Consider the following 23756-nt stretch of genomic DNA (forward strand, 5'->3'; position numbering starts at 1 on the left):
TTCCCGGCACTCCCCCGGGAGTACCGATCACTCGCCGATCCAGCCGGGGCGGACCAGCCCGGTCTCGTACGCGAGCACGACCAGTCCCGCCCGGTCTCGCACCGAGAGTTTGCCCATGATGTGAGAGACGTGGGTTTTCGCGGTCAGCGGGCTGACGAACAGCCGGGCGCCGATGTCCGCATTGGACAGTCCCGCTCCGGCAAGGGCCAGGACTTGGCGTTCCCGCTCGGTCAGCGCGGCGATCTCCGCTGCGGCCACCGGAGCCGGCTTCGTCCGCGCGGCGTACTCGGCGATCAGCCGGCGGGTGACGCCGGGGGCGAGCAGGGCGTCCCCGGCCGCGGCGGCGCGGACGCCCCGCACGAGCTCGTCCGGTTCGCTGTTCTTCACCAGGAATCCGGCCGCGCCCCGCCGCAGCGCTTCGAACACGTACTCGTCGAGGTCGAACGTGGTGAGCATGACGACGCGGGTCCCGCCGCACGTCGGGTCGGCGGCGATCCGCGCGGTCGCGGCCAGTCCGTCGAGGCCGGGCATGCGGATGTCCATCAGGACGACGTCGGGCCGCAACTCCCGCACGAGGGCGAGAGCGGTTTCGCCGTCGTCGGCTTCGCCCACCACGACGAGGTCCGGGCGGGTCTCCAGAAGCACTCGGATACCCGCGCGCACCAGTGCCTGGTCATCGGCGAGGACGACCCGGATCGCGCCCGGCGCGGTCACGGGGCGCCGCCGATCGGCAGGACGGCGGCCACCCGGTAACCGCCTCCGGGTACCGGCCCAGTCGTGAGCATCCCGCCGAACGCTGTGGCGCGTTCCCGCATCCCGGGCAGCCCGTTGCCGCCTCCGGCCGTCCGGCTGCCGGGACGTCCGCCGCCGTCGTCGGTGACAGTCAGCTCCAGCCGTCCTTCGGTGCAGGCCACGCGAAGCCCGACAGTCGCGCCCGCGCCGGCGTGCCGGATCGCGTTGGTGACCGCTTCTTGCGCGATCCGGTATGCGGCCTGGTCAACCGGAGCAGGCAGGACCGGCAGCGGGCCCGCGGTGTCAGTCGTGACGCGCAGCCCCGCCGCGCGCGCTCCGTCGAGCAGTTCGGCGAGGTCGCCGGGCTGGGAAAGCCGAGGGCTCGGACGGTACGGAGCGGCCCCGGCACCGGGCGAGCGGAGTGCGTCCAATGCTGCACGCAGCTCCCCGAGCGCGGAGTTGCCTGCGTCCTTGATCGCCGTCAGCGCCTGCTCGACGGCTCGCGAATCCCGCGGGAGCAGAGTGAGCCCGGCGTTGGCCTGAACCGTGATCAGGGCCAGCTGGTGAGCGAGAACGTCGTGCAGATCGCGCGCGATCCGCAGGCGTTCGTCCCCGGCGCGACGCAATTCCTGCTCCTGGCGGGTCCGCGCCGCACCCGCCAGTTCGGCCTCCCGGGCGCGGCGCGCCTGCCGTCGCACCCGGACGAGTTCCGCGGCAACGGCCAGCACGAGGAACCACGCCGCCAAACCGCCCCCCGACGCCACGCTCGGCGGGTCCCAGCCCGGCACCGGAACGAACACGGCCAGCACATACCCGGCGACGAGAACCGCGTACGCGACCGGCCTGCTGCCGAGCACCACCGCGGCGGCGAACGTGACGATCAGCGGCAGGAACACCGGTGCGGGGGCCACGCCCGACGCCAGATCCGCCGCATACGCAGCGAATCCGATCACCACGGCGAGCGTCGGCCGCACCCGCCACCACGCCACGGCCGCACCGGCCGCCGCGGCCGTCACGCACCCCACGGCCCACGGCCCGCTTTGAAACGCGGCCGCCACTCCCGCCGCAGCCGCGGCGAAAGCCAAGCCGAGCAGCGGGTTACCGCCGCCCGGCAGACGGCGGTGCCCGGCGATTCCACGGCGAGGTGCCACCCGGCCATCGTCCGCGCGTCGCCGCGCTGACGCGTCCGCCTGGAAGCGCATTTCCCGCTACGCCCCTGGACGTACTCCCGGGGGAGCAGCCGGAGATACGCCTGTGACGCGACGCGGACCAGCCGCGGATCACCGCATGATGCCCGCCATGACCACTTTTCGAAGGATGTTCCGCGCAGGGCTCGGGGTAACCGCGGCAGCAGCGCTGCTCGCCTGCCTGCCCGGCTCGGCCTCGGGCGAGGCGGCCGGGCCCGATCTGGTGCAGGTCCACGACGGACAGCTGCGCGGCGTCGTCGCCGGCGAGCATCGGACGTTCGCCGGGATTCCGTACGCCGCGCCCCCGGTGGGCGACCGGCGATGGCGTGTGCCCGCACCGGTCCCGCACTGGCACGGGGTCCGGGCGGCCACCGCCCCGGGCAACCGCTGCCCGCAACCCGGCTCCGATCCGGCAGGCGGGCCGACAGTCATCGGCTACGAGGACTGCCTGTATCTGAACGTCACGACGCCCGTCATGTCCGGGAACCCGCGCCTGCCCGTCCTCGTCTGGCTTCCCGGCGGCGGATTCGTCAACGGCGCGGGCAGCGACTACGACCCGTCCCGGCTGGCCGTCACCGGCGACGTTGTGGTCGTCACCGTGAACTACCGGCTCGGAGCGCTGGGATTCCTCGACGAACCCGCGCTCCACGACACCTGGGCAGGCAATTACGGGCTCGCCGACCAGCAAGCCGCATTGCGCTGGGTCCGGGAGAACATCCAGGCCTTCGGCGGTGACGCCCACAACGTCACGCTCGCCGGCCAGTCCGCGGGTGCGTTCAGCGTCTGTGCCCAGCTCGCCGCGCCCGCAGCACAAGGGCTGTTCGACAAGGCGATCGTGCAGAGTGGACCGTGCGGCAACAGCTTCGTGTCGCAGCCGGACGCACAACGACGCGGCGGGCGCACCGCGGCGCGCCTCGGCTGTGCCGCACCCGCCGACGTCGCGGCCTGCCTGCGCGCCATTCCCGCAGCCGACCTGATCGGGCTGGACACCGACGACGCCTTCCGTGCGACCAACCGGCTCCGCGACATGCCCTGGAGCCCCGTAGCCGGCAGCCCGGCACTCCCCCGGCAGCCGCTCGACGCACTCCGCGACGGCTTTGCCGCGGGCATTCCGATCATCCAAGGCACCAACCGCGACGAAATGCGCCCGTTCGTCGCGCTCGACAACGACGCCCGCGGAAAACCCGTGACCGCTGCGGGCTATGCGGCCGCGCTGGGGGAGCTCTTCGGCCCCGACACCGACCGGGTGCTCGCGGAGTACCCGGCTGACCGGTTCTCGACGCCCGGAATCGCACTGGCCACCGCGCTGACCGGCCGCGGAGCAAAACTCGGCGCGTGCCCCGCGGCCCTCGCCGATCAGGCAGCCGCCCGGTACGCGCACGTCTACGCCTACGAATTCGCACAGGACGACGGCCAGCACATCCTCGACTTCCCCATGGGCGCCGCGCACAGCGCCGAACTGCCCTACCTGTTCGACGGAACTTTCGCCGGACCGCCCGCGGCCCCGCCGGACGCCGGGCAAATCTCCTTGTCCCACCAGCTGATCGGGTACTGGGCCGCCTTCGCCAGAACCGGCGACCCCAACGCCGACGGCGCCCCGCGGTGGCCGCGCTACCAGCCGACCACCATGCCGTCCTTCACCGCCGCCGGCACCCAGCAGATCGACTTCTCAACCGAACACCACTGCCCGTTCTGGCAGACCGTCCGACGGTAGCGCTCGCACCATCCGAGGAGACGAGAGAATGTTTCCCGACTCGGTACCAGATCACAAAAAAAGGTGAGGCAGAAGCTACCGGCGGGCGATCAGCGCGCGGCGTCACGACGGACGCCGCGCCGTTTTTGCCCCAGCAGAGTGGGAAGGGGCGAGAGAGATCAGGAAGAAGACCACATAGGACACTACGGCCAGCCCGCTCGTACGGGCGCGTAATTCCGGGGTGACGGGCATGGGCTCCAGACCCACCCAAAGATCATCGAGAGGTCGACAAGTGCGGTGCCGGTGCACACACCGAAGTCGATCTCATCGGGTCGATGCAGGTCCACCGCCGCCCCTCGGGTCGGCAACCACTTCGACAGCCGTGCCCGGCTTGTCGCCGCTCAATGATCGGTACTGACTTTATGTTTCTTCGCAGGTCAGAGCCGCATCGAGGGCGCGACGGTGAACATCAGCAAGTCCAGAACAGGCTGTTCAGCGTTCCCTCGGCCGCCGACAGACCACACGCGCCGACACTGCCCTGACCACGAATATCGAGCACCACGCACACCCACCCCACCCCCCGCACACCTACCTGGGTTGAGCCGATGCTCGCCAAGCCCGATGGCGGCCGGCTCCCCGTCGGCTCGAGGTGGGCCCACGAGCACAAACTCGACGGCTACGGCCGCGGTCCCGGCACGATCAGCCACCCACTGATCAAACGATCTGCCGAACCTGGCGTGGCAGCAACCATGTCCGCCCTCGAACTACACACTCCACAATAGACCGTATGTGCTGGCCCGCAACAGTATCCCGCCACTGGCGACACTCAGCCCCCTGATCGGCGAGGTGATCCGGGCCGGCAAGACCACAGCGGTGCGCTACGAACGGGACCGACCTGGCGAGCCGGCCCCGCATGGAGGTCAAGAAGACCGGCCGCATTCCCGACGGCGGCGGCACTCGAACACCACGGCGTACAGGTGCCCTCACCACGGCGCTGTACGCGCGCAGCAGACGACTGAGGAGGGCCTCGACAGGGCTGCCCAGACTTCGGTTGTCATCTGGGGCACTTTCGAGGCGGCTGAGTCATCTGGACCACTGCACGACGACAAAAGGACGTTAAGGACCTCGGCCGCCTCCGCGTCGGCCTTGACTCGTTGCTGGCGCGGGCATTTCATCACTCCCGGCGGCAACGCGGACGGTAGTTGGGCACGTGAGCGGAGAACTTCTCCGCTTTCGTGACAGCGTCCGGTTGCGTGCTGTCGACAGCGCGGTGTATTTGAAGGAGCAAGGTGGAGCCGAATCTGAGGTCCGGCGAGGATCTCCAGTACTATCTCGAACGACAAGCCAGTCAAATGCAGGAACGGGCATCCGCGTTACATGAAGCTTTCGCTGCGGCCGCCGCGACCGTGACTTCACGGGACGGCGCGGTCACGGTGACACTGGCGCCGAACGGTGCGCTGCGCAACATCCGACTCGGCAGGCGCGCGTGCGAGCTCGGGGAGGCCCGGTTGACGGCGGCGATCATGGAGACCGTGCGCCAGGCGCAGAGCCAGACCGCGCGCGCAGTCACGAACTCGGTGGAGTCCATCCTCGGTGGCGGCCAAGCGGTCGAGATGATGAAGAGTTTCCTCCCGCCGGAACCGGCGGCCTACGACGAGGTAGACCAGAACAAGTTCGTCGAGAACCCCGAGCCGGACCAAGCTCCCCCGCCGCCGAAGCCGCCCACGAACCCGCCGCCGGCGTCGAGGCCCGCACCGCGACGCCGCCCTGCCCGCGACGACACAGATGACGATGAGGTGGACCCGTGGTGAGCGGTGGATACGAAATCAAAGATCCCGCCGCGTTTGACACCTTCGGCGGCAAGCTGAACGAGCTTTCGGACAACGTGCGCGGCACCGGCGATCTTGTGGGCCACATGATCGCCGATCCTGGCCTGTTCGGCATTCTCGGTGGCCAGATCATCGGCATGGCTGCGAGCATCTACTGCAGCGGCGCGAGTCAAGCCTTCGCCAAATACGGCGAGGCTCTCGAGAAGCACAAGGAGAAGCTCGACCAGGCCAAGAAGGCCTACGAAGCCCAGGAGGATGGCGCGAGCGACTCGATCTCGAGGTACCAGCTGTGAGCGCCATCGAGGATAAGGAATCCTACAAGCCCAACGACTTCTGGCACAATCCGAAAGATACGATCACCGCCGACAACACCCGGACCAACGGCGCGGGAATCGTCAACACGATCGATGTCCTGCAGGCGGCCGTCCACAATAACGACAAGGTGACAGAGGGCATCGCGGGCGCCGGCCTCGCGCTCGACGTTCTCGGGCTGGCGATCGATCCGCTCGGCACCGTGTTCGCCGCCGGGATCGGCTGGCTCATCGAGCACGTCACGCCGTTCCGTGTGCCGCTCGACATGTTGATGGGTGACCCAGACGGCATCACGGTCGCGACGAACGCCATCGGCAACGAGAAGGACAAGGTCGACGGGTGGTCCCAGGACCTCAAGAACGACCTCGGCGCTCTCATGGACTCGTGGTCGGGTGATGCCGCGGACAAGTTCAAGGAGAACACGGACGGTCTCGCCGAGGGACTCACGGCGCTGGGTAATTCCCTCGAATCTGCGAAAAAGACCATGTCGATCTGCGGCGCTGTCATCGGCGCCATCCGAGGGATCATCCGTGACTTCATCGCCAGCGTACTCGGCGGCATTCTCGCGGGCGCGATCGCCGCGGTTGCGGCCATGCCATTCACGTTCGGAAGCTCGATCGGCATCTTCCTGGGCACCGTAGTCGCGACGGTCGCCATCGCGATGGGCAAGATCGCCACCCAAATCGCGAAGCTGACCAAGCAGCTCTCCTCCGCAGCGAAGGGGATCAAAGACCTCGGAAAGGGCACCCAAGGCTTGGGGGACGACGCTGCCAAGGCCGCGGATGACACCGTGCCCACATCCACCAGCGGCGACCACGACGCTCCCGCAAGCGGCGGCGGCAATACGCGGGCTGACGATGACCCCACATACAACCCGTGGGCAGACAACAACACCAACAGCAGCCACGACGTCCCACCACCCGTCCCGCCCAAAGACAGCAACGACGTTCCGCCGCCCGTCCCACCCAAAGACGGCCACGACACCCCCGAAAGCAGTGGCGGCGGCAATACGCGAGCAGACGATGACCCCACATACAACCCGTGGGCAGACAACAACACCGACAGCAGCCACGACGTCCCACCACCCGTCCCGCCCAAAGACAGCCCCAACACCCCCGAAAACAGCGGCGGCGGCAACAGTCCCGACTCGTCAGGCGGATCGATCTCGGGCAGGCTCGACGGCGGGCCCAACACCCCCGAAAGCAGCGGCACCGGCGGCGGCCACGATACCGGCAACACCGACGGAAACCCTGGCGATGCCCAGAACGCCGATAGCAAGGACAAGTCCTGGCTCTCTGACAAAAATACGGAAAAGACCCGCGACCTGTTCATGGACGGCGCAAGGAAATACGCTGACGAGCACCCAGAAAAGAACATCACAAGTCAGCAGCTTGACGATTTCGGGTCCAAGATGGACCGGATCCTCAAGGTGATGGATGGGGGCCCGCCAGCGCTCGAAAAGGCGGGCGTGGACCCCCAAATCGTGGAAAAGGTTGAAGACACCATCAAGACTTTCACCGATTCGACTCACAGCGGAACGGCGTTCATAACGAAGAGCACTATCGACTTTATCCGGTTCGGAGCATTCCCCGCAATGCAGGCCGCGGGCATCTTCCCCGATGAATGAGGGGTAAGAACGCGTGAGTGTTGCCCTGGGTTCGGGTGTCCTCAATGGACATCCGGACCCAGGGCTTACCAAAACACTCCAGGAGACCGACCCGTCGTAGCCGTAGCCGGTGGTCTGGCCGGATTTGGCCGACGAAGCCAGCTGACCGCGCGCGTCCCAGGTGTAGGTGGTGGTGCCGTCCCCGCGGCGAGGTCGACGACTTGGGCGAGGTGACCTTCGGAGCTTCCGGCGCCGTCGAGCTCGTCGACGAGATCGCGCGCCGCGCCTGGCTGTCGGGCGCCTACCTGCTCGCAGTCCGCCACGAGGACGTCCCCGGCGGCGGCGACGTCGCCGCGACCTTGAGATACGCGCCGACGGCGTGACCGCGGACCGCTCGCCACCTGCGGTGACTATCGTGCCGGTTGACCACCCGCAGCACCGAGTACAGCCGGTGAACGGGCGCGTCGCGAGCCGCCAGGTTTCCCATCTCGATACCTCGCCGATGTCGTCTACCAGCAGCTCACCAACGACACGCCCACACGCCCGAACACGTTGCGCCAAACCAACCGCCGCTTGACACCAAACCCCGGGTGGTCCTCATTCCAAGATCATTAACCTTCGTGTCGTTCGTGTTCGCAACCTCGCACGACCACCACCGAGACCACCGCTGACACATCACCCTTCCAGGGTGAGAAACGCCTCGCTACGCGCCCGGGCCCGGGGTCTTGGCGCGTCGCTGCGGCAACGGGTGTCGCACAAGACGATGGGGATGGAGGGACGCAGTTCGAGGTCTCCACCCTCCCGGACGAGGTCACGCCGACGAAGCCGGCGCAGACTTGGCGAAAGGAGGTGCATGAGCGCGTGACAAAGTCGGCTCCGCTGGTTCGCGCGCTGCGCAGCCGAGTCGAGGCCGCCCTGCGGGTCACAGCCGAGGACCAGCTACCCGACCGAGCCGCAGCACTGACCTACTTCGGCCTGCTGGCGATCTTCCCGGCGCTCATCGTGCTGGTCGCAATTCTCGAGCTGACCCTGCGCTCCACTCCCGACACCGACGTCGTCGTTGATGGTTTTGTCGAGCTGCTGCCGGCCGGCGCCGCCGGGGTAGGCCCGGTTCTGCGCGACGCCCTGCGCGACCGCACCGCGGCCGGAACTGTCGTGGGGGTCGGACTGGTCGCGAGCGTGTGGGCGGTCTCGGGCTACGTCGCCGCCTGCCAACGCGCGATCGGCGGGATCCGCGGCGTGCCAGACACCCGACTGCCCTGGGTCGCCAAGTTCTCGCGGCTTCCGCTGACTCTCCTGATGCTCGCCCTGCTGGCCGGGATCACTCTCGCGCTGCTGGCCAGCGGTCCGCTCGGCGCCGCCCTCGAGCGGGCGGTCGGGCTGCCCGACCTGGTCGCGCGCCTTTGGCACGTACTGCGCTGGCCGCTGTTGTTCGCAGTGCTCCTGATCTTCTTCGGGCTGCTGCAGCGGGGGCTGCCGGCCACCCCGGGAGCCCCGCGCGGGCGAGCTAAATGGGTGAGCCGGGGCGGCGTTGTCGGCGTGCTGCTCTGGCTCGCCGGCTCCGGCGCGTTCTCCTGGTACAACGCGAACTTCGCCACTGGTGGCTACGGCGCGCTCGGCACTGTGGTGATCTTTCTCGCGTGGCTATGGGTGGGCCACTTCGCCCTGCTGATCGGTGTGGAGATCGACCTCCGGTCAGTCAGGTGCACCATCAAGAAGTGAGCCTCAAACTCCGCGCCATGAACACTGCCGGCTCGACCACACCCTGACCAACCCAGCAGCGCTCCCGCCGCTGCCGGCCCACCGACTAGAACAGCGCCGACACAACATCGCCCGCCTCCTCGCCGACGCCGACTCACCTGTGGAGACACCGTGATCCGCCGCCGCGCCGGGCGCTCAACGCAAGTACGGTGCGCAGCTACGCAGGGAAGGTGCGCTCGTTGGCCAGGATGAACCGGTAGTCCGCGCTACTCACCTTCGGTGTACCCCGCGCGGCACCGCGCAGGCCCACCGTTCATCGGCCTACCGGCGCAGGCGCCTGGGTGCAACTCACGCGACTTCTAGCTGGTCCGTCCATCTGTGGAGCTAATCAGTCGACGCTGGCAACGCTGACTTCGGACCGCGGACTTCGAGGGATCTTCTTGGCCGCTCGCCACTGGCGCAAGACCCGCCGTAGTTGTGCGTACCGGCCACCCGATCCAACTCGGCACCATTCGGAGTCCGACCGCCGGCTGCTTCACGCAGGTAGTGCTCCCACATCCGCTGCTCGGCCGTCATCCCGCCCGCTGTGGACGGATGCGAGACCGAGTGCAAGCCGACAATCTCGGCGGTCTCGTGACCCGACTCGTCGTCGAGACAGCGTTCGCTCCGCTCTCGGCGTGCGGAAGCCGTCTCGGAGCCAGTCTCGACCGCTGTCCGGCGCTTCAGTGCGCCGTTGAGCAGTTCGACCGCCAACAGCAACACCAACGGAGGACAAGCAGCCACCGTCACCTGAAGCGCGCGCAGCATCGGCGCCGAGCCGATGTTCGCCACCAGCGACAAACAGATGCCGAACACGAACGCCAGCCACGCCACCCGACGACCCTCCGGCCGAGCACCATGGTGGCTCTTCCACAGCTCAACCGTTGCGATCGTCAGCAAGCCGTCAACGAGCAGCGGCCAGATCGACGCCGTAACCCCGTCCGCACCGAACCGGAGCGCGAACCCGCGTCCGTGCCGATACGACGCATACGCCGCGCCGAGCGCAACCAAGCCGGTGCAGACGCACTGAATCGACAGAGCAAGGTCTTGAGCAGGCCAGCTTCGTCCAGGTGCGCGAGCGACGCCACGCCGACCACCAAAAATGATCCGGACCGGGCAACACCACCCGGCACCCGCGAGCCCGAGAGGTCGGAAACACGACGGCAGACGCCGGCACACACCAACACCGCAGGCACCCGACAGCCCAGGAAAACGACGCTCTCCGGCATCACTCGGCACCGTCCGACAGGTCAGGCCGCGAACTCTTAACCAGCGGTTTCAAGAACCCGTGCTTTACTCTCCGACGGAGGGCTCGAGCCCGAGGCTTTGCGCTCCGAAGGCATGGTGAGACCTGGGCAGTCACCAACGAGTCGCCGGCGTTGGAGCACTTTCCGACCGTAGTTGCTCGTACCGGCGAGTCGATCTAGGTCTGCGCCCGTCGGGATGCGTCCAGCGGACCGCTCCGCCAGGTAGAACGTCCGCATCCGCTGCTCAGCAGTCGCCATCGCCAACTGCTGGTCTTCAACATCGCCTGACGCCGCGCCCGGCTCCGGCTCCGCGACGTCAACTGGCGCAAGCGCACCATCCGGCTGTGCGCCGACACGAACACCCACGTTGTGGGCTACCCGATGCCGCTTCAGCGTCCACGGCGCTCTTGGTGACCGCCGCGGACCGACAGCGGCCATCACAGACGTCCACGGATGGACCAGGACCCCGCGCACTGGCGGCCAGCCCTTCGCCAGTCACCAGAGTTCGGTCACGCGGCAACTGACGCCCCGGGCCTCCGCCAACTCGACGGCTGGTGACACCAGCCCATGTGGCGCCGGCACCACGGCACTTTCTCGTGCGGCGGCATGGATCGGTTTCGTGTTCGGGTCGGTCATGGCGATCGCCGCCAATGTGCTCCACACCTGACTCGCCACCACAGCCACACACCTGGCACTGGACACTCGCCCGGCACGAAGAAGCAAGAACCGTCGCACTCGGTTCCGCCATCATCAGCTACAGCCCCCTCCACGCGCTCCTCCTCGCGTGGGATAACACCGTCGGCCCACTCGCGCTCGACGCCTCATGACCGTCTCCGGATTCTCACTCCTCGGTCACGACCGGCAGACACTGCCAGTCGCCGCCCGACCGCACGCCGGGCAACGCGACGGTCTAGTTACGGCGGTTGAGGCCCGTGACGCGCAACCGCGCACCAAATGAGACTTACCAAAGACATCGACAACGTGTCGGATACCGTGGACGAGCCACGACTCCGACAGCTAGGCCCCTCAGTGGAGAACTCGACCACGGGACCAGCGGCTTACACTGTCGTGCGATGTCCTTCTCATTGTCACCGCTGTGCTCGCGTGTGCAGAAAGGAACCAGGGAATGCAGATCCAGATCAGCACAGACAGAAACCTGCACCGCGACGCGGAGCTGATTCAGAGCTTCGAGACCGCGCTCGAATCAAAGCTCGCACGGTTCAGCGACCGCCTCACCCGCCTGGACGTCCACCTGAGCGACGAAATGGGCGGTGGTACCGATGGGGAAGACCTGCGGTGCGTGATCGAAGCCTTCCCCATCGCGCGAGAGCCGGTCGTCGTCACGAACCGCGCCGGCTCGGTGGACGACGCGTTCAACGGCGCAGTGTCCAGGATCGAGCATGTCCTCGCCACCCTGTTCGGCCGCACCAGCCACCACAAAGGAGGCGAGTCCATCCGGCACATGCCGAGCGACAACCAACGCTGAACCGTGCGGCTCTGCTCAGCGCCCAGGTGCCACCCTCGCCGTCCTCCTCACGCGACGCCGAATCGACGTACTCCTCGACATCGACCGGGTCCTGCTTCCTTCTCACCCGAACCAGCCCGACCGGCCACCGCGACGTTGATCGCGATCGTTTCCGGCACGTCCAAGCGCGGCCGACAAGAGGCTCGGCGACGAACGCGCAGCTCTCTCTTCCTCGCGGACGGCGTCCCACAGCGAGGGGTGCGTCATGTGTACCTCCGTTGAATCAAACTGAATCAACGTCATTGATTGCACGAATCGCCGGTCGACAGTGCACAGCAACCAGAACCTCCGCCGTGAGCCCGCCACCACGGCGATCCAAGCCAGCGGTCAGGTGGTACTGCCCAAGAGTGCCGGCGCGGGAAAGCAGTGACTGAGGCGGGCGAAGCCCGCGCGGTCACCGATGATGGTCAGCTCGCCGGTGTCTTCGAATGACTTGGGGTCGCCGCCCCTGCCCAGAGTGGCCCGGAGGGCGCCGACCGTGCCGGTCGCGCGAAAGTCGACGTCGCCGACGGCGCCCTGTTCGACCTGAAGGCCATTGGTGGACGCGGTGAGGGTGAAGTTCTCCCGGCCGATCGTGAGTACGGCGGTCGTGGTCGCGCCCATGCGCGCCGGTTCGTAGAGCGCGCTGAAACCCAGCAGCAGCGCGGCAGGGCTCTGTTCGGCCCCGGGCGGCGCGGGCTGGAGGACACCCCACCGGGACAGCTCGATGAGCACGGGCCGCAGCTGAAGCCCACGGGTGGTGAGGCGGTAGGCCGGGGTGTTGGCCGGCGGGTCGAGCAGAATCCGCTCGACCAGTCGCGCCTGCTCCATCTCGCGGATGCGGCGGGTCAGCACGTTCTGGCTGATGGTCGGCAATCCGCTGCGCAGGTCGCCGAACCGCTTCGGCCCCAGTAGCAGCTCCCGGACGACCAGCAACGTCCACCGCTCGCCGACCACGTCCAGTGCGCGAGCCATCGCGCACGCATCGTCGTAGCTCCGCTCCGTCACAAACGCACACTACCAGAATCGCTCCTGATGGTGCTAGCTTCAAACTAGCCAGTGCTAAAGTAGCACCAACAACGCCAGGAGCTCCCCATGACCACCACGCGAGGCCTGCGGTTCGACTCCCTCGGCGAACCCGCCGACGTGCTCTCCCTCGTCGATCTCGACCTGCCGGCTCCCGGGGCCGGCCAGGTCACCGTCGATCTGGAGGCCGCCCCGGTCGACCCGGCGGATCTGAACTTCGTCCGCGGCCGCTACGGCCTGCAGCCGGCACTTCCCTCCGGGGTGGGCCAGTCCGGTGTCGGCCGCATCTCGGCCGTCGGCCCGGAGGTCGCCGCCGGCGCCTACGGGCACCGGGCAGGCGACCGGGTCTTGATCATCCCGACCGGCGAGCAGTTCTCCTGGAGGAACCGGGTCAACGTCGATGTTGCGAACGTCGTCGCCGTTGACGGGGACGTCGACCCGGTGCAGCTCTCGGCCGTGGGCGTCATCCTGATCACCGCCTATCAGCTGCTCGACCACGGCACTCTCGAGAAGGGCGACTGGGTCGCGCAGACCGCGGCCAACTCCGCGGTCGGCGGCGCCGTGATCGCCCTTGCCCACCAGCGGAGTCTGCGCACGCTCAACATCGTCCGACGACCGGAGGCCGTGCAACTGGTCGATGAACGAGCCGACGCTGTCCTGGTCGACGACGACGACCACCTCGCCGAAGGCATCACCGCCGTGCTCGGCGAGGAGAAAATGCGGCTGCTACTCGCCGCGACCGGTTCCGCGGTGCCGACCGCCATGCATTACCTCGGATACAACGGCACCGTCGTCGCCTACGCGGCACTTGACCGGCAGCCCATCGCGCTCCCGCCGCTCGCCTTCGCCAACCTGCACGTACACGGGTTCTGGATGCTGAACTGGCTCCGCGACACCGACCGTGCCGAGGTGCACAACGCCTACCGCGCTGTCGCGGACCTGGTCGCCCAAGGGGCGGTCCGGACGCCGGTCGCGGCCACCTACCCCCTCGAGGAATTCGCGACAGCGCTCGCCCACTCCGCGAAGACCGGCACCGACGGCCGCCAAGGCAAGGTCTTCTTGACATTCGCGCAGTCCTGATCCCGATCAGTCACCCGCCGCTGCTCCTGAGGACAGAACCCCGCTTGCCGACTTCACTACGAACCCGCCGGTACGTCTTGGCGGCCTGCCCCTCGACCCTGACCGGGTCCCGTCGACGACGGCGTCGAAAGCGTGCGCCGCGACAGCAGGAAGCTTCTTCGCCGGGTGCGCGGTCGACTCCGGCACGTACCGGCCCTTGCGCTGCGCGGCCGGTGACGTCTGGGCGGTCGCCCACACCGACACCGGTCCCGCCGCTCGTCCGCCGACGAGGGTGAGCTGTCCGTCGCAGAAAAGTTCGAGGCATGAACTTCGTGTTCCGGGGAAGCCTTCAGGTGACAAGAAGGAGGTTTCCATGGTGGAGAACGACGAGGACGTCCTCGAGCTGCTGCAGCGGGAGCACTGGGAATCCACGAGCGGTTCACTGGGAGGTGAGCGGCAGTGAGGCACGGAGAACCGCACGACGGCGACGTCGAGGCCAATCCGCAGGAGTTCGCGGAAGAAACCAGGACGGACCCGGTGCCCCGGGAGGTGCAGGAGCCGAATCAGTCGGCGGCTCCGGTCTCCGGCCGCCGCCGGCTGGCCTGCGTGCTGCGGATCCTGTTCGGGGTGGTGTGGGCGATCGACGCCTCGCTCAAGTGGCGCCCCGATTTCCTGCGCGGCCAGGTGTTCGCCCACCAGTTCGGCATCCACGACCAGATCGCCACTCCCGTCATCCGCCAGTGGATCGACCTGTGGCAGTACATCGCGGCGCTGGCGCCCACCGGGATGGGCGTCGCGACGGCCATTGTCGAAACGCTCATCGCGGTCGGCCTGCTCACCGGCACGCTGTGCAATGTGGTGTATGTCGGGAGCGCCGTGTACTCGTTCGGGATCTGGTCCGCGGCGGAGGCGTTCGGCCTCCCGTGGTCCGCGGCCGGCGCCACCGACATCGGCCCGTCGATCGGGTACATCATCGCCGCCCTGGCCCTGCTGGCCGCTCCGGGCAACGCCATGTGGAGCGTCGACCGCGTACTCCGGCCACGACTCGGCAAATACGGCTGGATGTGCGGCGATTGAGTCCCACCAGGCTTCGCGAATACCAGTGAGTGCACCGCCCGTCGCGCTGGGTGACTTCTTCGTGGGACGCGGGAGAAACCGACCGCCGAATGCTCCGGCAGGCACGCAGTGACGTTCGGACGATCGCCGTACACGGCCAAACCGACGCCGCTCAACCTGGGCAACTCCGGCGGCGCACTGGCCGACAGCCATGGCCGGATCAGCGGCATCATCACCGCCGACGCCCGCTTCGGCCTCGGACTGACCGCCGAAAGCATCGGGAGCCAGTGACGACCACTCACGCCGCAGAGAGAGCAGCGCTGAACTCGCCGCACAGGAGAGTCAAATCGCTCAATTCGCCCAGCGGTCTCACCAACCCGGATCTTCGGCAAGCTCGGCATCACCTCTCGCCACGAATACCGCGCCGCCGCGGACGAACGCCCGCCCGGTGGAGCCCTGACGACACGGTTCGCTTGATCGATGACTCCGGTAACGAGCGGACCGGTCCCTCGCCAGCGGTGGAACTCCAGCCGCGAGCGGGTGAGGCTCCGGATGTCGCAACGCCGACATCGTGCACGCTGATCAACTGAAGCCCTTGATGTGGTCGTCTTTCTGTCGCAGGAAGCATGATCAACCAGGGCTTCATCCGTGATCATCAAGTTCCTGATCACCCAGTTCAGACGTCAAAACTCAAGCCAGACAGCGATTCGAGCAACGTTGGTTACTGCGCCACCTATTTCCCATGTGTCCGGGATGCGCGAGCCAAGCCGGCCCATGAAGATGTCAAGCTCGGCGGCAGTTTGGCTCCAATCCGACGTGGGCGCAGGAGTTGATCTATGGGTCGCGCAGTGTGTGGCTTTCATCGGTTGGCGTCACGTTTGCGCACTCTGCGCAGATATGGTCCATGGCAGGAAACCGCCTTTCCTTACGCAGTTCTCACGGCCTATGCGACGTGTTCGACGACACTTCTCTCGCCAAGTCTGCAAGTCGATTTCCGGGGTACCGTCGTTGATGTCGGGGCGCGCCGACGGAACAGATTCAAACTGTATTGAGGAGGAGATCACGATGGGTTCTTTCAAGCCGGTTCACCGCGACCGTTACGACTCGCGACGCAACGACCACGACCACTCCCGACGGTACAACCGCAACCGTCGCTACGGTCGCTGATCCTGTTCTGATGGTCAGGACAAGCAAGTCCTGATCCCGAAAGAGGGGGAGGGGCCGGCGCATCGAAAGCGCCGGCCCTCACTCTTTCCCCGACCCGGCCGGCCAACCCGCAGTCCATGGAACGACTCGAAACGAGGTGCGCGTGACCGCCATTATTCCCGCGGCGAGCGACGGCGGCACCTACACGAGCGACGCGGACAGCCCCGCGAAGCCGGCGTCGGTACGTCAGGCATTCCGGAGGTTCTGGCCCTATGTCCGCGCCGAACGCCGTCTGCTGCTGCTGGCCATTCTATTGCTGGTGATCAGTGCCGCCGCGGAGACCGTGTCGATCTGGACCTTCGGTGTGATCATCGACGATGCCTTGACCACGGGCGACCTCCGCGGGTTCTGGCGGCCCGCCGCGATCTGGGTCGGCATGGCCGCAGTCGGGGGCTTCGCCTCGTTCGGAGGCGGCCTTCTGACCTCCTGGGTGTCAGAGCGGTTCCTGCTTCGCCTGCGCGACGCCGTATACGCACACCTGCAACAGCTTTCCGCCGACTTCTTCGCCCGGCATGACACCGGTGACCTGGTAGCACGGGTGACCAGTGACATCGAGATGGTCGAACAGTTGACCGCGTCCGGGACGGTCGAAACCGTCAGTGCGATCGTGACCGCGATTTTCTACGCCGGCGCGGCACTGATCGTATCCTGGCACCTGGCACTCGCATCATTTATTCTCGCCCCGCTATTCGGACTGGCGGCACGGTCGTTTTCGAAGAGAATCAAGACAGTCTCCCGCGACGAGCGCGACTACAACGGCATGATCACCACTGCGGTCCAGGAAAGCCTGACGAACCTGCCCCTGGTGCAGGCCTACAACCAACAGCAGACCGAACAACAGCGGCTGCACGCACACGGCGCGTCCTGGATGCGAACCAAGGTGCGCGAAGCACGGGTGTCCGGAGCGTACGCACCGTTGGTGGACATCACGGAGGTCACGGCGTTGCTGCTGGTGGTCGGCGCAGGGATCTGGGAGATCAGCCAGCATCACCTGACCCCGGGGGGCGTGCTGGCGTTCACCGCATACGTCGGCTATCTCTATCCTCCCCTGCGCCAGCTCGGCTCTCTGACGATCATGGTGAACGCGGCCACGGCGAGCTCCGACCGCATCTCGGAATTGCTGAACACAAGACCGACGGTCGTCGACCACGCAGGTGCCCACGTGCTGGCCCACTCCCATGGCGAGATCAACGTGGACCGGGTCAGCTACCGCTATCCTGAGGCCGACCGGCCCGCGCTGACTGAGCTGTCGTTCACGGTCCGCCGTGGCCAGTTGGTGGTGATCACCGGGGCCAGCGGCGCCGGCAAGTCGACCATCACAAAATTGCTGCTGCGCTTCGCCGACCCGTCTTCAGGCAGTATTCGGCTCGACGGCTTCGACCTGCGTGGTATCACCACCGAATCGCTGCGCGAACAGGTGACCCTCGTGCTGCAGCAGACCCAGGTCTTCCATGGCACCGTGCGTGACAACATCGCCTACGGACGGCCCTCGGCCACGGATTCCCAGATCGTGGCCGCGGCGGTCGCGGCGGACGCCCACGAGTTCATCTCCGCCCTGCCGGAGGGATATCAGACCGTGCTGGACGGCGCCGGCCAGCGGCTCTCCGGTGGGCAGCGGCAACGGCTGGCGATCGCCAGGGCCATCGTCCGCGACACCCCGATCCTGGTCCTGGACGAGCCCACCGCCGGGCTCGACGCGCGTGCCGTCCAGCGCGTGATCGAACCACTGCGCCGGCTCGCCAGTGGCAAGACGACGATCCTGATCAGCCACGATCTGTCCCTGGCTCCGGCTTCAGATCACATCCTGATGTTGGACCACGGCCGGCTGATCGAATCCGGTCGGCACCAAGACCTGCTGGACCTTGGCGGACCGTACGCCAAGCTGTACGCGCAGCACCGGGCTGAAGCGAACACCCCACCCACGTCGCCATGGGCGCTGGTGGGCTCGCAGGCAAAGCCGGAGGCTGGCGAAGGCGAGCGGCGTCCAGGGATGGAACCCGTCCGCTGGCGGGTACAGGGCCAGCTTTTCGACCCAGAGGACGGCCACCGTTCCGCCATTTCGCAGTGACTGGGAAAGAATGCACCGATCTCCAGGCACGGGTTGCTTCCGCGCCGGCGGTGAGTACCAGTGCTCACCGAAACCGGTGCCCCGCTGACGGCCGGGTTGCGCAGCGTCCAGGCCGCAATCGCGCCGGGTGTCGCGCTGGCCGCTCGGCGACAGCCCGCAGTCGAGCGGCCAGCGCCAGGTGCCAGGAAAGCCGGTGTTCCGGTCCCGGTCGCGGATGAGGCCCGCGAGCTGGCGCGCTCGGCCGGCGCGGATTCGCTGCTGAGCGTCGGCAGCTGCTCGACGACCGCCACGGCGAAGGCCGTCGCGCTGAGCACCGGCCCGCCGATCATCGCGATCCCGACGAAGTACGTGGGCTCGGAAGTCACTCCGGTGTGGGGGCTCACCGACGCGGCCCGCAAAACGACGGGGACCGATCCGCGGATGCTGCCGCGGACGGTCATCTACGACCCGGAGCTCACTTGCACGCTGCCCGTGGACCTGTCCGCCGCGAGCGGGCTCAACGTGATGGCGCACTGCGTCGAGGCCTTCGCCGCGCCACGGCGCAACCCGATCTCGTCGCCGGCCGCCGAAGAAGGGATCCGGGCGCTGGCCGCGGTCCTCGCCGATCCCGATGACCTCGAAGCCCGCGGGAACCTGCTCCACGGCGCCCGCACAGCGGGAGCGCGGGTTTCCCAGCGGGGACATCAGGAAGGCAGAGCGGTGACTGCCTCGGAACTCTTGGAAATTTGGGTCTCGCCCATCTCCGCGATAACCGAACCCGGTCTCCCCCATCCAGGTAGCGGGCGTGACGAGCACCGCAGAGGACGGCCAGTGAACGAGCTCCTCAATCCGGAGCAACTGCGGGCCGCCTTCGATCAGCCCCAAGCGACCCGCGGCAGCCCGAGAGTTCCCCGCGCAACCGACGCCAGTGACGCCGGCGCCTACCGGGATCCTCGGACGGATTGCGGTCCGGCAAAGCGACTCCGCGGATTGGCCATCACAACTCGGCTGGTACCGGCAGACCCAGATGCTCGAGCAGTTCCGCGAGTTTGCGCGAACGTGGGCAGGTCCAACGCCGGCACAGCGGCTTCGTAGCGCTGGACGAACTCCGCGAACGCCGCGTTGACGGGCACAGCGAACCGTTGCACCGCGTGCACAGATGACTCAACGGAACGAGAATCGTTGAAAGACATGCCGTTCTCCTTGGTGCGGGACACCGCAAGACGGGGACGGGTCTGTTGCGGATCCCGGGACTACGAGCAGACGAGTTCGAGGGACCTCGCCCGCAATACCGGGTCGTAGATCGGTGTGGACAACATCAGTTCGTCCGCGCCGGTCAGTTCCGCGACCGCTCGCAGCCGGCGGCGCACGGTCTCCGGCGATCCGTGAGCCTGCGCGGCGCGCATCCGGTCAAGCCGTTCACCGAGAGCGGCCGGCAAAACCTCTTCGGACGCCTGGGCCGGACTCAGCAATCTCGCATCAGGCCCTTGGCCTTGCAGTGCCAACGCCATCGTGTGCCGGGCCGGAAGCCCGAGCTCTGCGGCTTCGGCATCGCTGGGTGCACAGCACGTCTCGACACTCGCCAGGACGTACGGGTCGGCGCACCACTGCGACGGCCGGAAGGCCTCCCGATAGCGGGTGACCGCCTCGATCGCGTTGTCCGGGCGAATGTGATAGGCGAAAGCGAGTGGCAAGCCCAGCTCCCCGGCCAGCGCCGCGCTCTCCGCGCTCGATGCCAGCAACCACGGCGCCGGGACGGCGGTCAGGCCGGGTACCACGCGGAGGGCGCTCGTGCCGGCCAGGTACGACAGCAGTTCGGTCAACTGGTCGCGGTAGGACTCGCCGGATCGCCGCAGCGCGCCAACCACCCGGGGATCGGTCGTGCCGGGTCCCCGGCCGATGCCGAGATCGATACGGTCCTGATACAGCGCGGCCAGGGTGGTGAACTGCTCGGCCACCGCAAGTGCGGAGTGATTCGTCAGCAGTACTCCACCGGAGCCGACCCGGACTCGCATCGTCTCGGCCGCCAGTCGAGCTGTCAGTACGGCTGGTGCGACGCTTCCCACCGAACGGTAACCGTGGTGCTCTGCGACCCACACCCGTCGGAAACCAAGCTCCTCCGCGCGCCGTGCGGACGCGACGGTAGCCGCCAGTGCCTCGGCGGTCGTGGCGCCCTCTTCGACGAGCGCCAGTTCGAGCAGTGACAGCGGAGGCAGGGAAGTCCGCTCGTCCATCGGTGTCGTCCGTTCGAGTGCATCAACGCGTTCGCTCATACTGACCTTTCAGCTCGACGCAGTTACTCCACAGCGTGATCTTGTCAGGAGCGATTCTCCCGCAGCAGATCCGCCGCGCGTTCCGCGATGGCATAGACCGTGGCGTTGGTGTTGGCCGAAGGAACCGAGGGCATGACCGACGCATCGGCCACGCGAAGACCTTCGATCCGGTGAACGCGCAGTTGCGTGTCCACGACCGCGGTGTCGTCGTCTCCGATGCGGCAGGTACCGACCGGGTGGAAGTAGGTCAGCAAGCTGAGCCGGATGTAGTTGCGGATTTCCTCGTCGCTGTTCACGTCCGGGCCCAGGGAACACTTCTTCGCCGCGCCAGTCCTTGAAAGCGTTCGCGCGTCCCATTTCCCGCGCCAGACGCAATCCGGCGACCATGACGTCGACGTCGTGGTCGTCCGTGTAGTACCGCGGATCGATCCGGGGCCGGTCCGCCGGGTCGCCGGACCGCAGTCGCAGCGTTCCACGGCTGCGCGGGAGCATCGCCGAGAACACGACCGAGTACAGCCCGTCCGGGCCGGGCAAGGCAGGCCCGTAGAGGGGAATGTCGGAGAACAGGAACTGCAGGTCGGGCCCCTCGAGCCCGGACCTGCTGCGCAGCAGACCGATCACCCCGCTGTGGTTGTGTTCCATCGGGGGCAACGGCTGCGTCGGCCGGTAGGTGACCTGCGACAGAGAATGGTCGTGCAGGTTCAGCCCGACACCCGGAAGCTCGCGCACCGGTTCGATGCCCATCTCGGTCAGGTGGGACTTGGGTCCGATCCCCGAGAGCAGCAGGAGCTGTGCGGACCCGATCGTGCCGGAACTCAGGACGACCTCCCCCGCACTCGACGCGATGACCACGTCGTTCCCGGCGCGGTACTCGACGCCCATCGCGCGGCCATTTCGGACGATCACCCGGTGCACAAGGGTGTCGGTGAGGATGGTCAGGTTCGGCCGGTCCAGTGCGGGCAGCAGGTAGGCGTCCGCGGCGCTCTGCCGCCTCCCGTTGACGATGTTGAGGTCGGCGCGGCCAAACCCTTCTTCCGCGCCACCGCTGACGTCGGTGGCCAGTGGGTGTCCCACTTCGGCCGCGGCTGCCAGGCCGGCCTCCATGATCGGGTGGAGGGGTTCGGCCGGCCCCGGAGTCAGAGGACCGTCGGTTCCGCGCAGAGAGGGGTCCCGGCCCGGCACGTTTTCGCTGCGCCGGAAGTACGGGAGGAGATCCTGGAAACCCCAGCCGCGCGCGCCGGTTCGCGCCCAGTCGTCGTAGCTCGTGTGGTGGCCACGCACGAAGAACATCGCGTTGATCGACGAGGAACCGCCCAGCACCCGTCCGTGCGGAAACGGCAGCGAAATCCCGTTCGCGCCCTGCGGTTCGGTCGTGTCCGCCCAGTCCGCGTCAGTGCCGAAAAGCATGGGCCACGCGGGAGGGACGGCCGAGAGGTCGGGCGCGTGCCGGGAACCTGCTTCCACCAGGAGCACGCGCACGTTCGGTCCTCCGACAGGCGCGCGGCCAGCACGGAGCCGGCCGTTCCCGCACCCACAACGATGTAGTCGTAATCCGTCACGATGATGGTTCCCTTTTCCGGCTTGGTCGGAGCAGGAAAAATGCAAGCCTGCTGCGGACATGGGGAGCACCGGGCCGCGGTCACGCGACCCGGTGCTCGGATCTCGTCGCCGCGGCGGTCAGTCGCGGAGAAAGTCCAGGACCTGCTGGACGAACAGCTGGGGGTACTGGAAGAGCGCGCCGTGACCGGCGTCCGGGTAGATGCCCAGCTGGGCATGGGGCAGCACGTGCGCGAGGTTGACCGAGCTGATGGTCGGAATCATGATGTCGTCGTCACCGTTGATCACCAGAGCGGGCTGCGAGACGTTCGCGAGGCCGGTCGGCGAACTGCTCTGCTCCCATTTGGCCAGTGCGGTGGCCTGGGCCCCGATGGTCTCGTTGGTGACCGCGGCGTCCCGGTCGGTGGTGCGCTCGTCGAGCCGAGCGAGGAACGCGTCGGCCGCGGCCTGGCTGGCGTCGGTCTGCGAGAAGAACAGGACGTGCTTCGGGTGCCTGCCCGTGGCGGTGGCCTTTTCGACCGAAGTCTGCAGCACGCCGAACGCGTTGGCCGGTCCCGCATCGCCCGCCGGCGACGTGCCGGCCAGGATCAGGCGGCGGACCAGAGCCGGCTCCTGCTGAACGAAGGCCTGCGCGACCATGCCACCCAGAGAGAAGCCCAGCAGGTCAACGCTGGTCAGGCCAAGCGCCTGCACGAAGGCAACGGCGTCAGCGGCCATGGCCTCGACGCTGTCGGGCGTGGTGCCGCCCGAAGCGCCCACTCCGCGCAGGTCCACCAGGATGACATGGCGCTCGGCGGCCAGGCCGTCGACCACGGTGGGATCCCAGTCGTCGAGGTTGGCCGTGAAGTGGTGCAGCAGGACGACCGGAACACCCGATCCGGCGCCGATTTCCCGATAGGCGAAGGGCGTTCCGTCGACGTCCACCGTGCGGGTGGGGGCCTCGTTGTGGCTTGTAGACATGGGTGGTCCTCGTACCTCTCGTTGTTCGGGGCAGTGACCCGTCATGGAATAACGGTCGCTATATAACGATCGCTATCGTATGGTGGTGGCAGCGTGAAGGCAAGTGGGAAGACGAGGACTCGACGTGCGTTACCCGAAAGACCACAAGGAGACGGCACGCGCCGCGATCCTGACCGCGGCCGCTCGCCCGCTGAAGGAGAAAGGCTTCCACGGAGTCGGTGTCGACGGCCTCGCGGCAGCGGCCGACGTGACCTCGGGGGCGATCTACTCCAACTTCGGCAGCAAGGAGGCGTTCCTCCAGCAGGTGGTGGAGGAGCAGCTCGGCGTCGAGTTCACCGTGATCGACGCCCCCGACCCGGACGAGCGCCGGCGTCGTCTCGTGGAGTTCCTCCAGTTCTACCTGAGCGACGAGCACTGCGCGGCAATCGCGGACGGGTGTCTCATGCCGGCGCTCAGCGGAGACGTCGCGCGCGCGAGTGAGGCGGTTCGGGAGACGTACGAGCGTCGGATGGCGGCCCTGGTCGAGTTGCTCACTCCGGCCATGCCCGGCTCCCCGGACGAGCAGACAGAACGCGCGTGGGCACTGGTCGCCTCGGTCGTCGGCGCCGTCACGATCGCACGCGCTCTCCCGTCGGGCGAACGAAGCCGCGCCATCCGTGCGGCCACGCTTCGTTGCGTCACCGCCGCAATTGACGGCGGTGGCAGCACTTCTCCCTGATCGA

18 protein-coding genes and 4 pseudogenes are annotated in these 23756 nt (G+C 67.5%); 14 read left to right on the forward strand and 8 right to left on the reverse strand.

Annotated elements, in window-relative coordinates; genetic code table 11:
• Positions 1 to 27 precede the first annotated feature (27 nt).
• On the reverse strand, positions 28 to 714 hold the full coding sequence (locus AB0H62_RS16985) for a response regulator transcription factor (RefSeq protein WP_220241643.1): 687 nt from the start codon (positions 712 to 714) through the stop codon (positions 28 to 30).
• Positions 711 to 1883 carry a sensor histidine kinase gene (locus tag AB0H62_RS16990; protein WP_266118071.1) on the reverse strand — a complete coding sequence of 391 codons (1173 nt, stop codon included), beginning with the start codon at positions 1881 to 1883 and terminating at the stop codon, positions 711 to 713. Before AB0H62_RS16990 ends, AB0H62_RS16985 begins: the two co-directional genes overlap by 4 nt.
• A gap of 148 nt (positions 1884 to 2031) precedes the next feature.
• Here AB0H62_RS16990 and AB0H62_RS16995 point away from each other — a divergent pair, with 148 nt between their 5' ends.
• The 7 genes and pseudogenes from AB0H62_RS16995 to AB0H62_RS17025 all read left to right on the forward strand — a co-directional run bounded on the left by AB0H62_RS16995 (position 2032) and on the right by AB0H62_RS17025 (position 9081).
• The gene (locus AB0H62_RS16995; protein WP_255638141.1) at positions 2032 to 3633 is read left to right on the forward strand and encodes a carboxylesterase family protein; all 1602 of its coding nucleotides are present in this window, start codon (positions 2032 to 2034) and stop codon (positions 3631 to 3633) included.
• A gap of 810 nt (positions 3634 to 4443) precedes the next feature.
• Positions 4444 to 4573: pseudogene (locus AB0H62_RS17000) on the forward strand (IS481 family transposase); the annotation flags it as partial.
• A gap of 328 nt (positions 4574 to 4901) precedes the next feature.
• The gene (locus tag AB0H62_RS17005) at positions 4902 to 5423 is read left to right on the forward strand and encodes a YbaB/EbfC family nucleoid-associated protein (protein ID WP_220241646.1); all 522 of its coding nucleotides are present in this window, start codon (positions 4902 to 4904) and stop codon (positions 5421 to 5423) included.
• Positions 5420 to 5734: a hypothetical protein gene (locus AB0H62_RS17010; protein ID WP_220241647.1), complete on the forward strand. Its 315-nt coding sequence runs from the start codon at positions 5420 to 5422 to the stop codon at positions 5732 to 5734. Before AB0H62_RS17005 ends, AB0H62_RS17010 begins: the two co-directional genes overlap by 4 nt.
• Positions 5731 to 7380 (forward strand): WXG100 family type VII secretion target, encoded by a 1650-nt coding sequence (locus AB0H62_RS17015; RefSeq protein WP_360586786.1) that lies wholly within the window; start codon positions 5731 to 5733, stop codon positions 7378 to 7380. Before AB0H62_RS17010 ends, AB0H62_RS17015 begins: the two co-directional genes overlap by 4 nt.
• Before the next feature lie 200 nt (positions 7381 to 7580).
• A complete protein-coding gene (locus AB0H62_RS17020) occupies positions 7581 to 7742 on the forward strand; it encodes a hypothetical protein (RefSeq protein ID WP_220241649.1) in 162 nt (53 codons plus the stop codon).
• A 478-nt stretch (positions 7743 to 8220) separates the two neighbouring features.
• On the forward strand, positions 8221 to 9081 hold the full coding sequence (locus AB0H62_RS17025; RefSeq protein ID WP_220241650.1) for a YihY/virulence factor BrkB family protein: 861 nt from the start codon (positions 8221 to 8223) through the stop codon (positions 9079 to 9081).
• A gap of 363 nt (positions 9082 to 9444) precedes the next feature.
• Here AB0H62_RS17025 and AB0H62_RS17030 read toward each other — a convergent pair whose 3' ends face one another.
• Positions 9445 to 10110, reverse strand: coding sequence for a DUF2637 domain-containing protein (locus AB0H62_RS17030; RefSeq protein WP_360586789.1), 666 nt, complete (start codon positions 10108 to 10110; stop codon positions 9445 to 9447).
• A gap of 1362 nt (positions 10111 to 11472) precedes the next feature.
• Here AB0H62_RS17030 and AB0H62_RS17035 point away from each other — a divergent pair.
• The gene (locus AB0H62_RS17035) at positions 11473 to 11832 is read left to right on the forward strand and encodes an HPF/RaiA family ribosome-associated protein (protein ID WP_220241652.1); all 360 of its coding nucleotides are present in this window, start codon (positions 11473 to 11475) and stop codon (positions 11830 to 11832) included.
• Between the two features lie 366 nt (positions 11833 to 12198).
• Here the strand turns inward: AB0H62_RS17035 and AB0H62_RS17040 are convergent, their stop codons facing one another.
• On the reverse strand, positions 12199 to 12858 hold the full coding sequence (locus AB0H62_RS17040) for a helix-turn-helix domain-containing protein (protein WP_255638142.1): 660 nt from the start codon (positions 12856 to 12858) through the stop codon (positions 12199 to 12201).
• A gap of 87 nt (positions 12859 to 12945) precedes the next feature.
• On the opposite strand from AB0H62_RS17040, the gene AB0H62_RS17045 reads away from it, so the two are divergent.
• On the forward strand, positions 12946 to 13956 hold the full coding sequence (locus tag AB0H62_RS17045) for a zinc-binding dehydrogenase (RefSeq protein ID WP_220241653.1): 1011 nt from the start codon (positions 12946 to 12948) through the stop codon (positions 13954 to 13956).
• A 129-nt stretch (positions 13957 to 14085) separates the two neighbouring features.
• Here AB0H62_RS17045 and AB0H62_RS17050 read toward each other — a convergent pair.
• A pseudogene (locus tag AB0H62_RS17050) lies at positions 14086 to 14199 on the reverse strand (site-specific DNA-methyltransferase); the annotation flags it as partial.
• Between the two features lie 195 nt (positions 14200 to 14394).
• Between AB0H62_RS17050 and AB0H62_RS17055 the strand changes: the two are divergent.
• From AB0H62_RS17055 to AB0H62_RS17070, 4 genes and pseudogenes are all read left to right on the forward strand, one after another.
• Positions 14395 to 15012, forward strand: coding sequence for a hypothetical protein (locus tag AB0H62_RS17055; RefSeq protein WP_220241654.1), 618 nt, complete (start codon positions 14395 to 14397; stop codon positions 15010 to 15012).
• A gap of 137 nt (positions 15013 to 15149) precedes the next feature.
• Positions 15150 to 15255 (forward strand): annotated as a pseudogene (locus AB0H62_RS17060) (peptidase S1); the annotation flags it as partial.
• Between the two features lie 1045 nt (positions 15256 to 16300).
• Positions 16301 to 18265 (forward strand): ABC transporter ATP-binding protein, encoded by a 1965-nt coding sequence (locus AB0H62_RS17065; RefSeq protein WP_220241655.1) that lies wholly within the window; start codon positions 16301 to 16303, stop codon positions 18263 to 18265.
• Positions 18266 to 18325: 60 nt separating this feature from the next.
• Entirely contained in the window at positions 18326 to 19339 is a 1014-nt protein-coding gene (locus AB0H62_RS17070; RefSeq protein ID WP_220241656.1) for an iron-containing alcohol dehydrogenase, read from the forward strand.
• 158 nt (positions 19340 to 19497) lie between these two features.
• Here AB0H62_RS17070 and AB0H62_RS17075 read toward each other — a convergent pair whose 3' ends face one another.
• The 3 genes and pseudogenes from AB0H62_RS17075 to AB0H62_RS17085 all read right to left on the reverse strand — a co-directional run bounded on the left by AB0H62_RS17075 (position 19498) and on the right by AB0H62_RS17085 (position 23034).
• Positions 19498 to 20517, reverse strand: a complete 1020-nt coding sequence (locus AB0H62_RS17075) for an MsnO8 family LLM class oxidoreductase (RefSeq protein WP_255638143.1) — start codon at positions 20515 to 20517, stop codon at positions 19498 to 19500.
• A 44-nt stretch (positions 20518 to 20561) separates the two neighbouring features.
• Positions 20562 to 22137: pseudogene (locus AB0H62_RS17080) on the reverse strand (GMC oxidoreductase).
• Positions 22138 to 22194: 57 nt separating this feature from the next.
• Positions 22195 to 23034: an alpha/beta hydrolase gene (locus AB0H62_RS17085; RefSeq protein WP_220241658.1), complete on the reverse strand. Its 840-nt coding sequence runs from the start codon at positions 23032 to 23034 to the stop codon at positions 22195 to 22197.
• Positions 23035 to 23158: 124 nt separating this feature from the next.
• Here AB0H62_RS17085 and AB0H62_RS17090 point away from each other — a divergent pair, with 124 nt between their 5' ends.
• On the forward strand, positions 23159 to 23752 hold the full coding sequence (locus AB0H62_RS17090; protein WP_220241659.1) for a TetR/AcrR family transcriptional regulator: 594 nt from the start codon (positions 23159 to 23161) through the stop codon (positions 23750 to 23752).
• The last annotated feature ends 4 nt before the right edge of the window (positions 23753 to 23756 follow it).

Source organism: Amycolatopsis sp. NPDC050768 (assembly GCF_040654155.1).
GTDB lineage: Bacteria > Actinomycetota > Actinomycetes > Mycobacteriales > Pseudonocardiaceae > Amycolatopsis.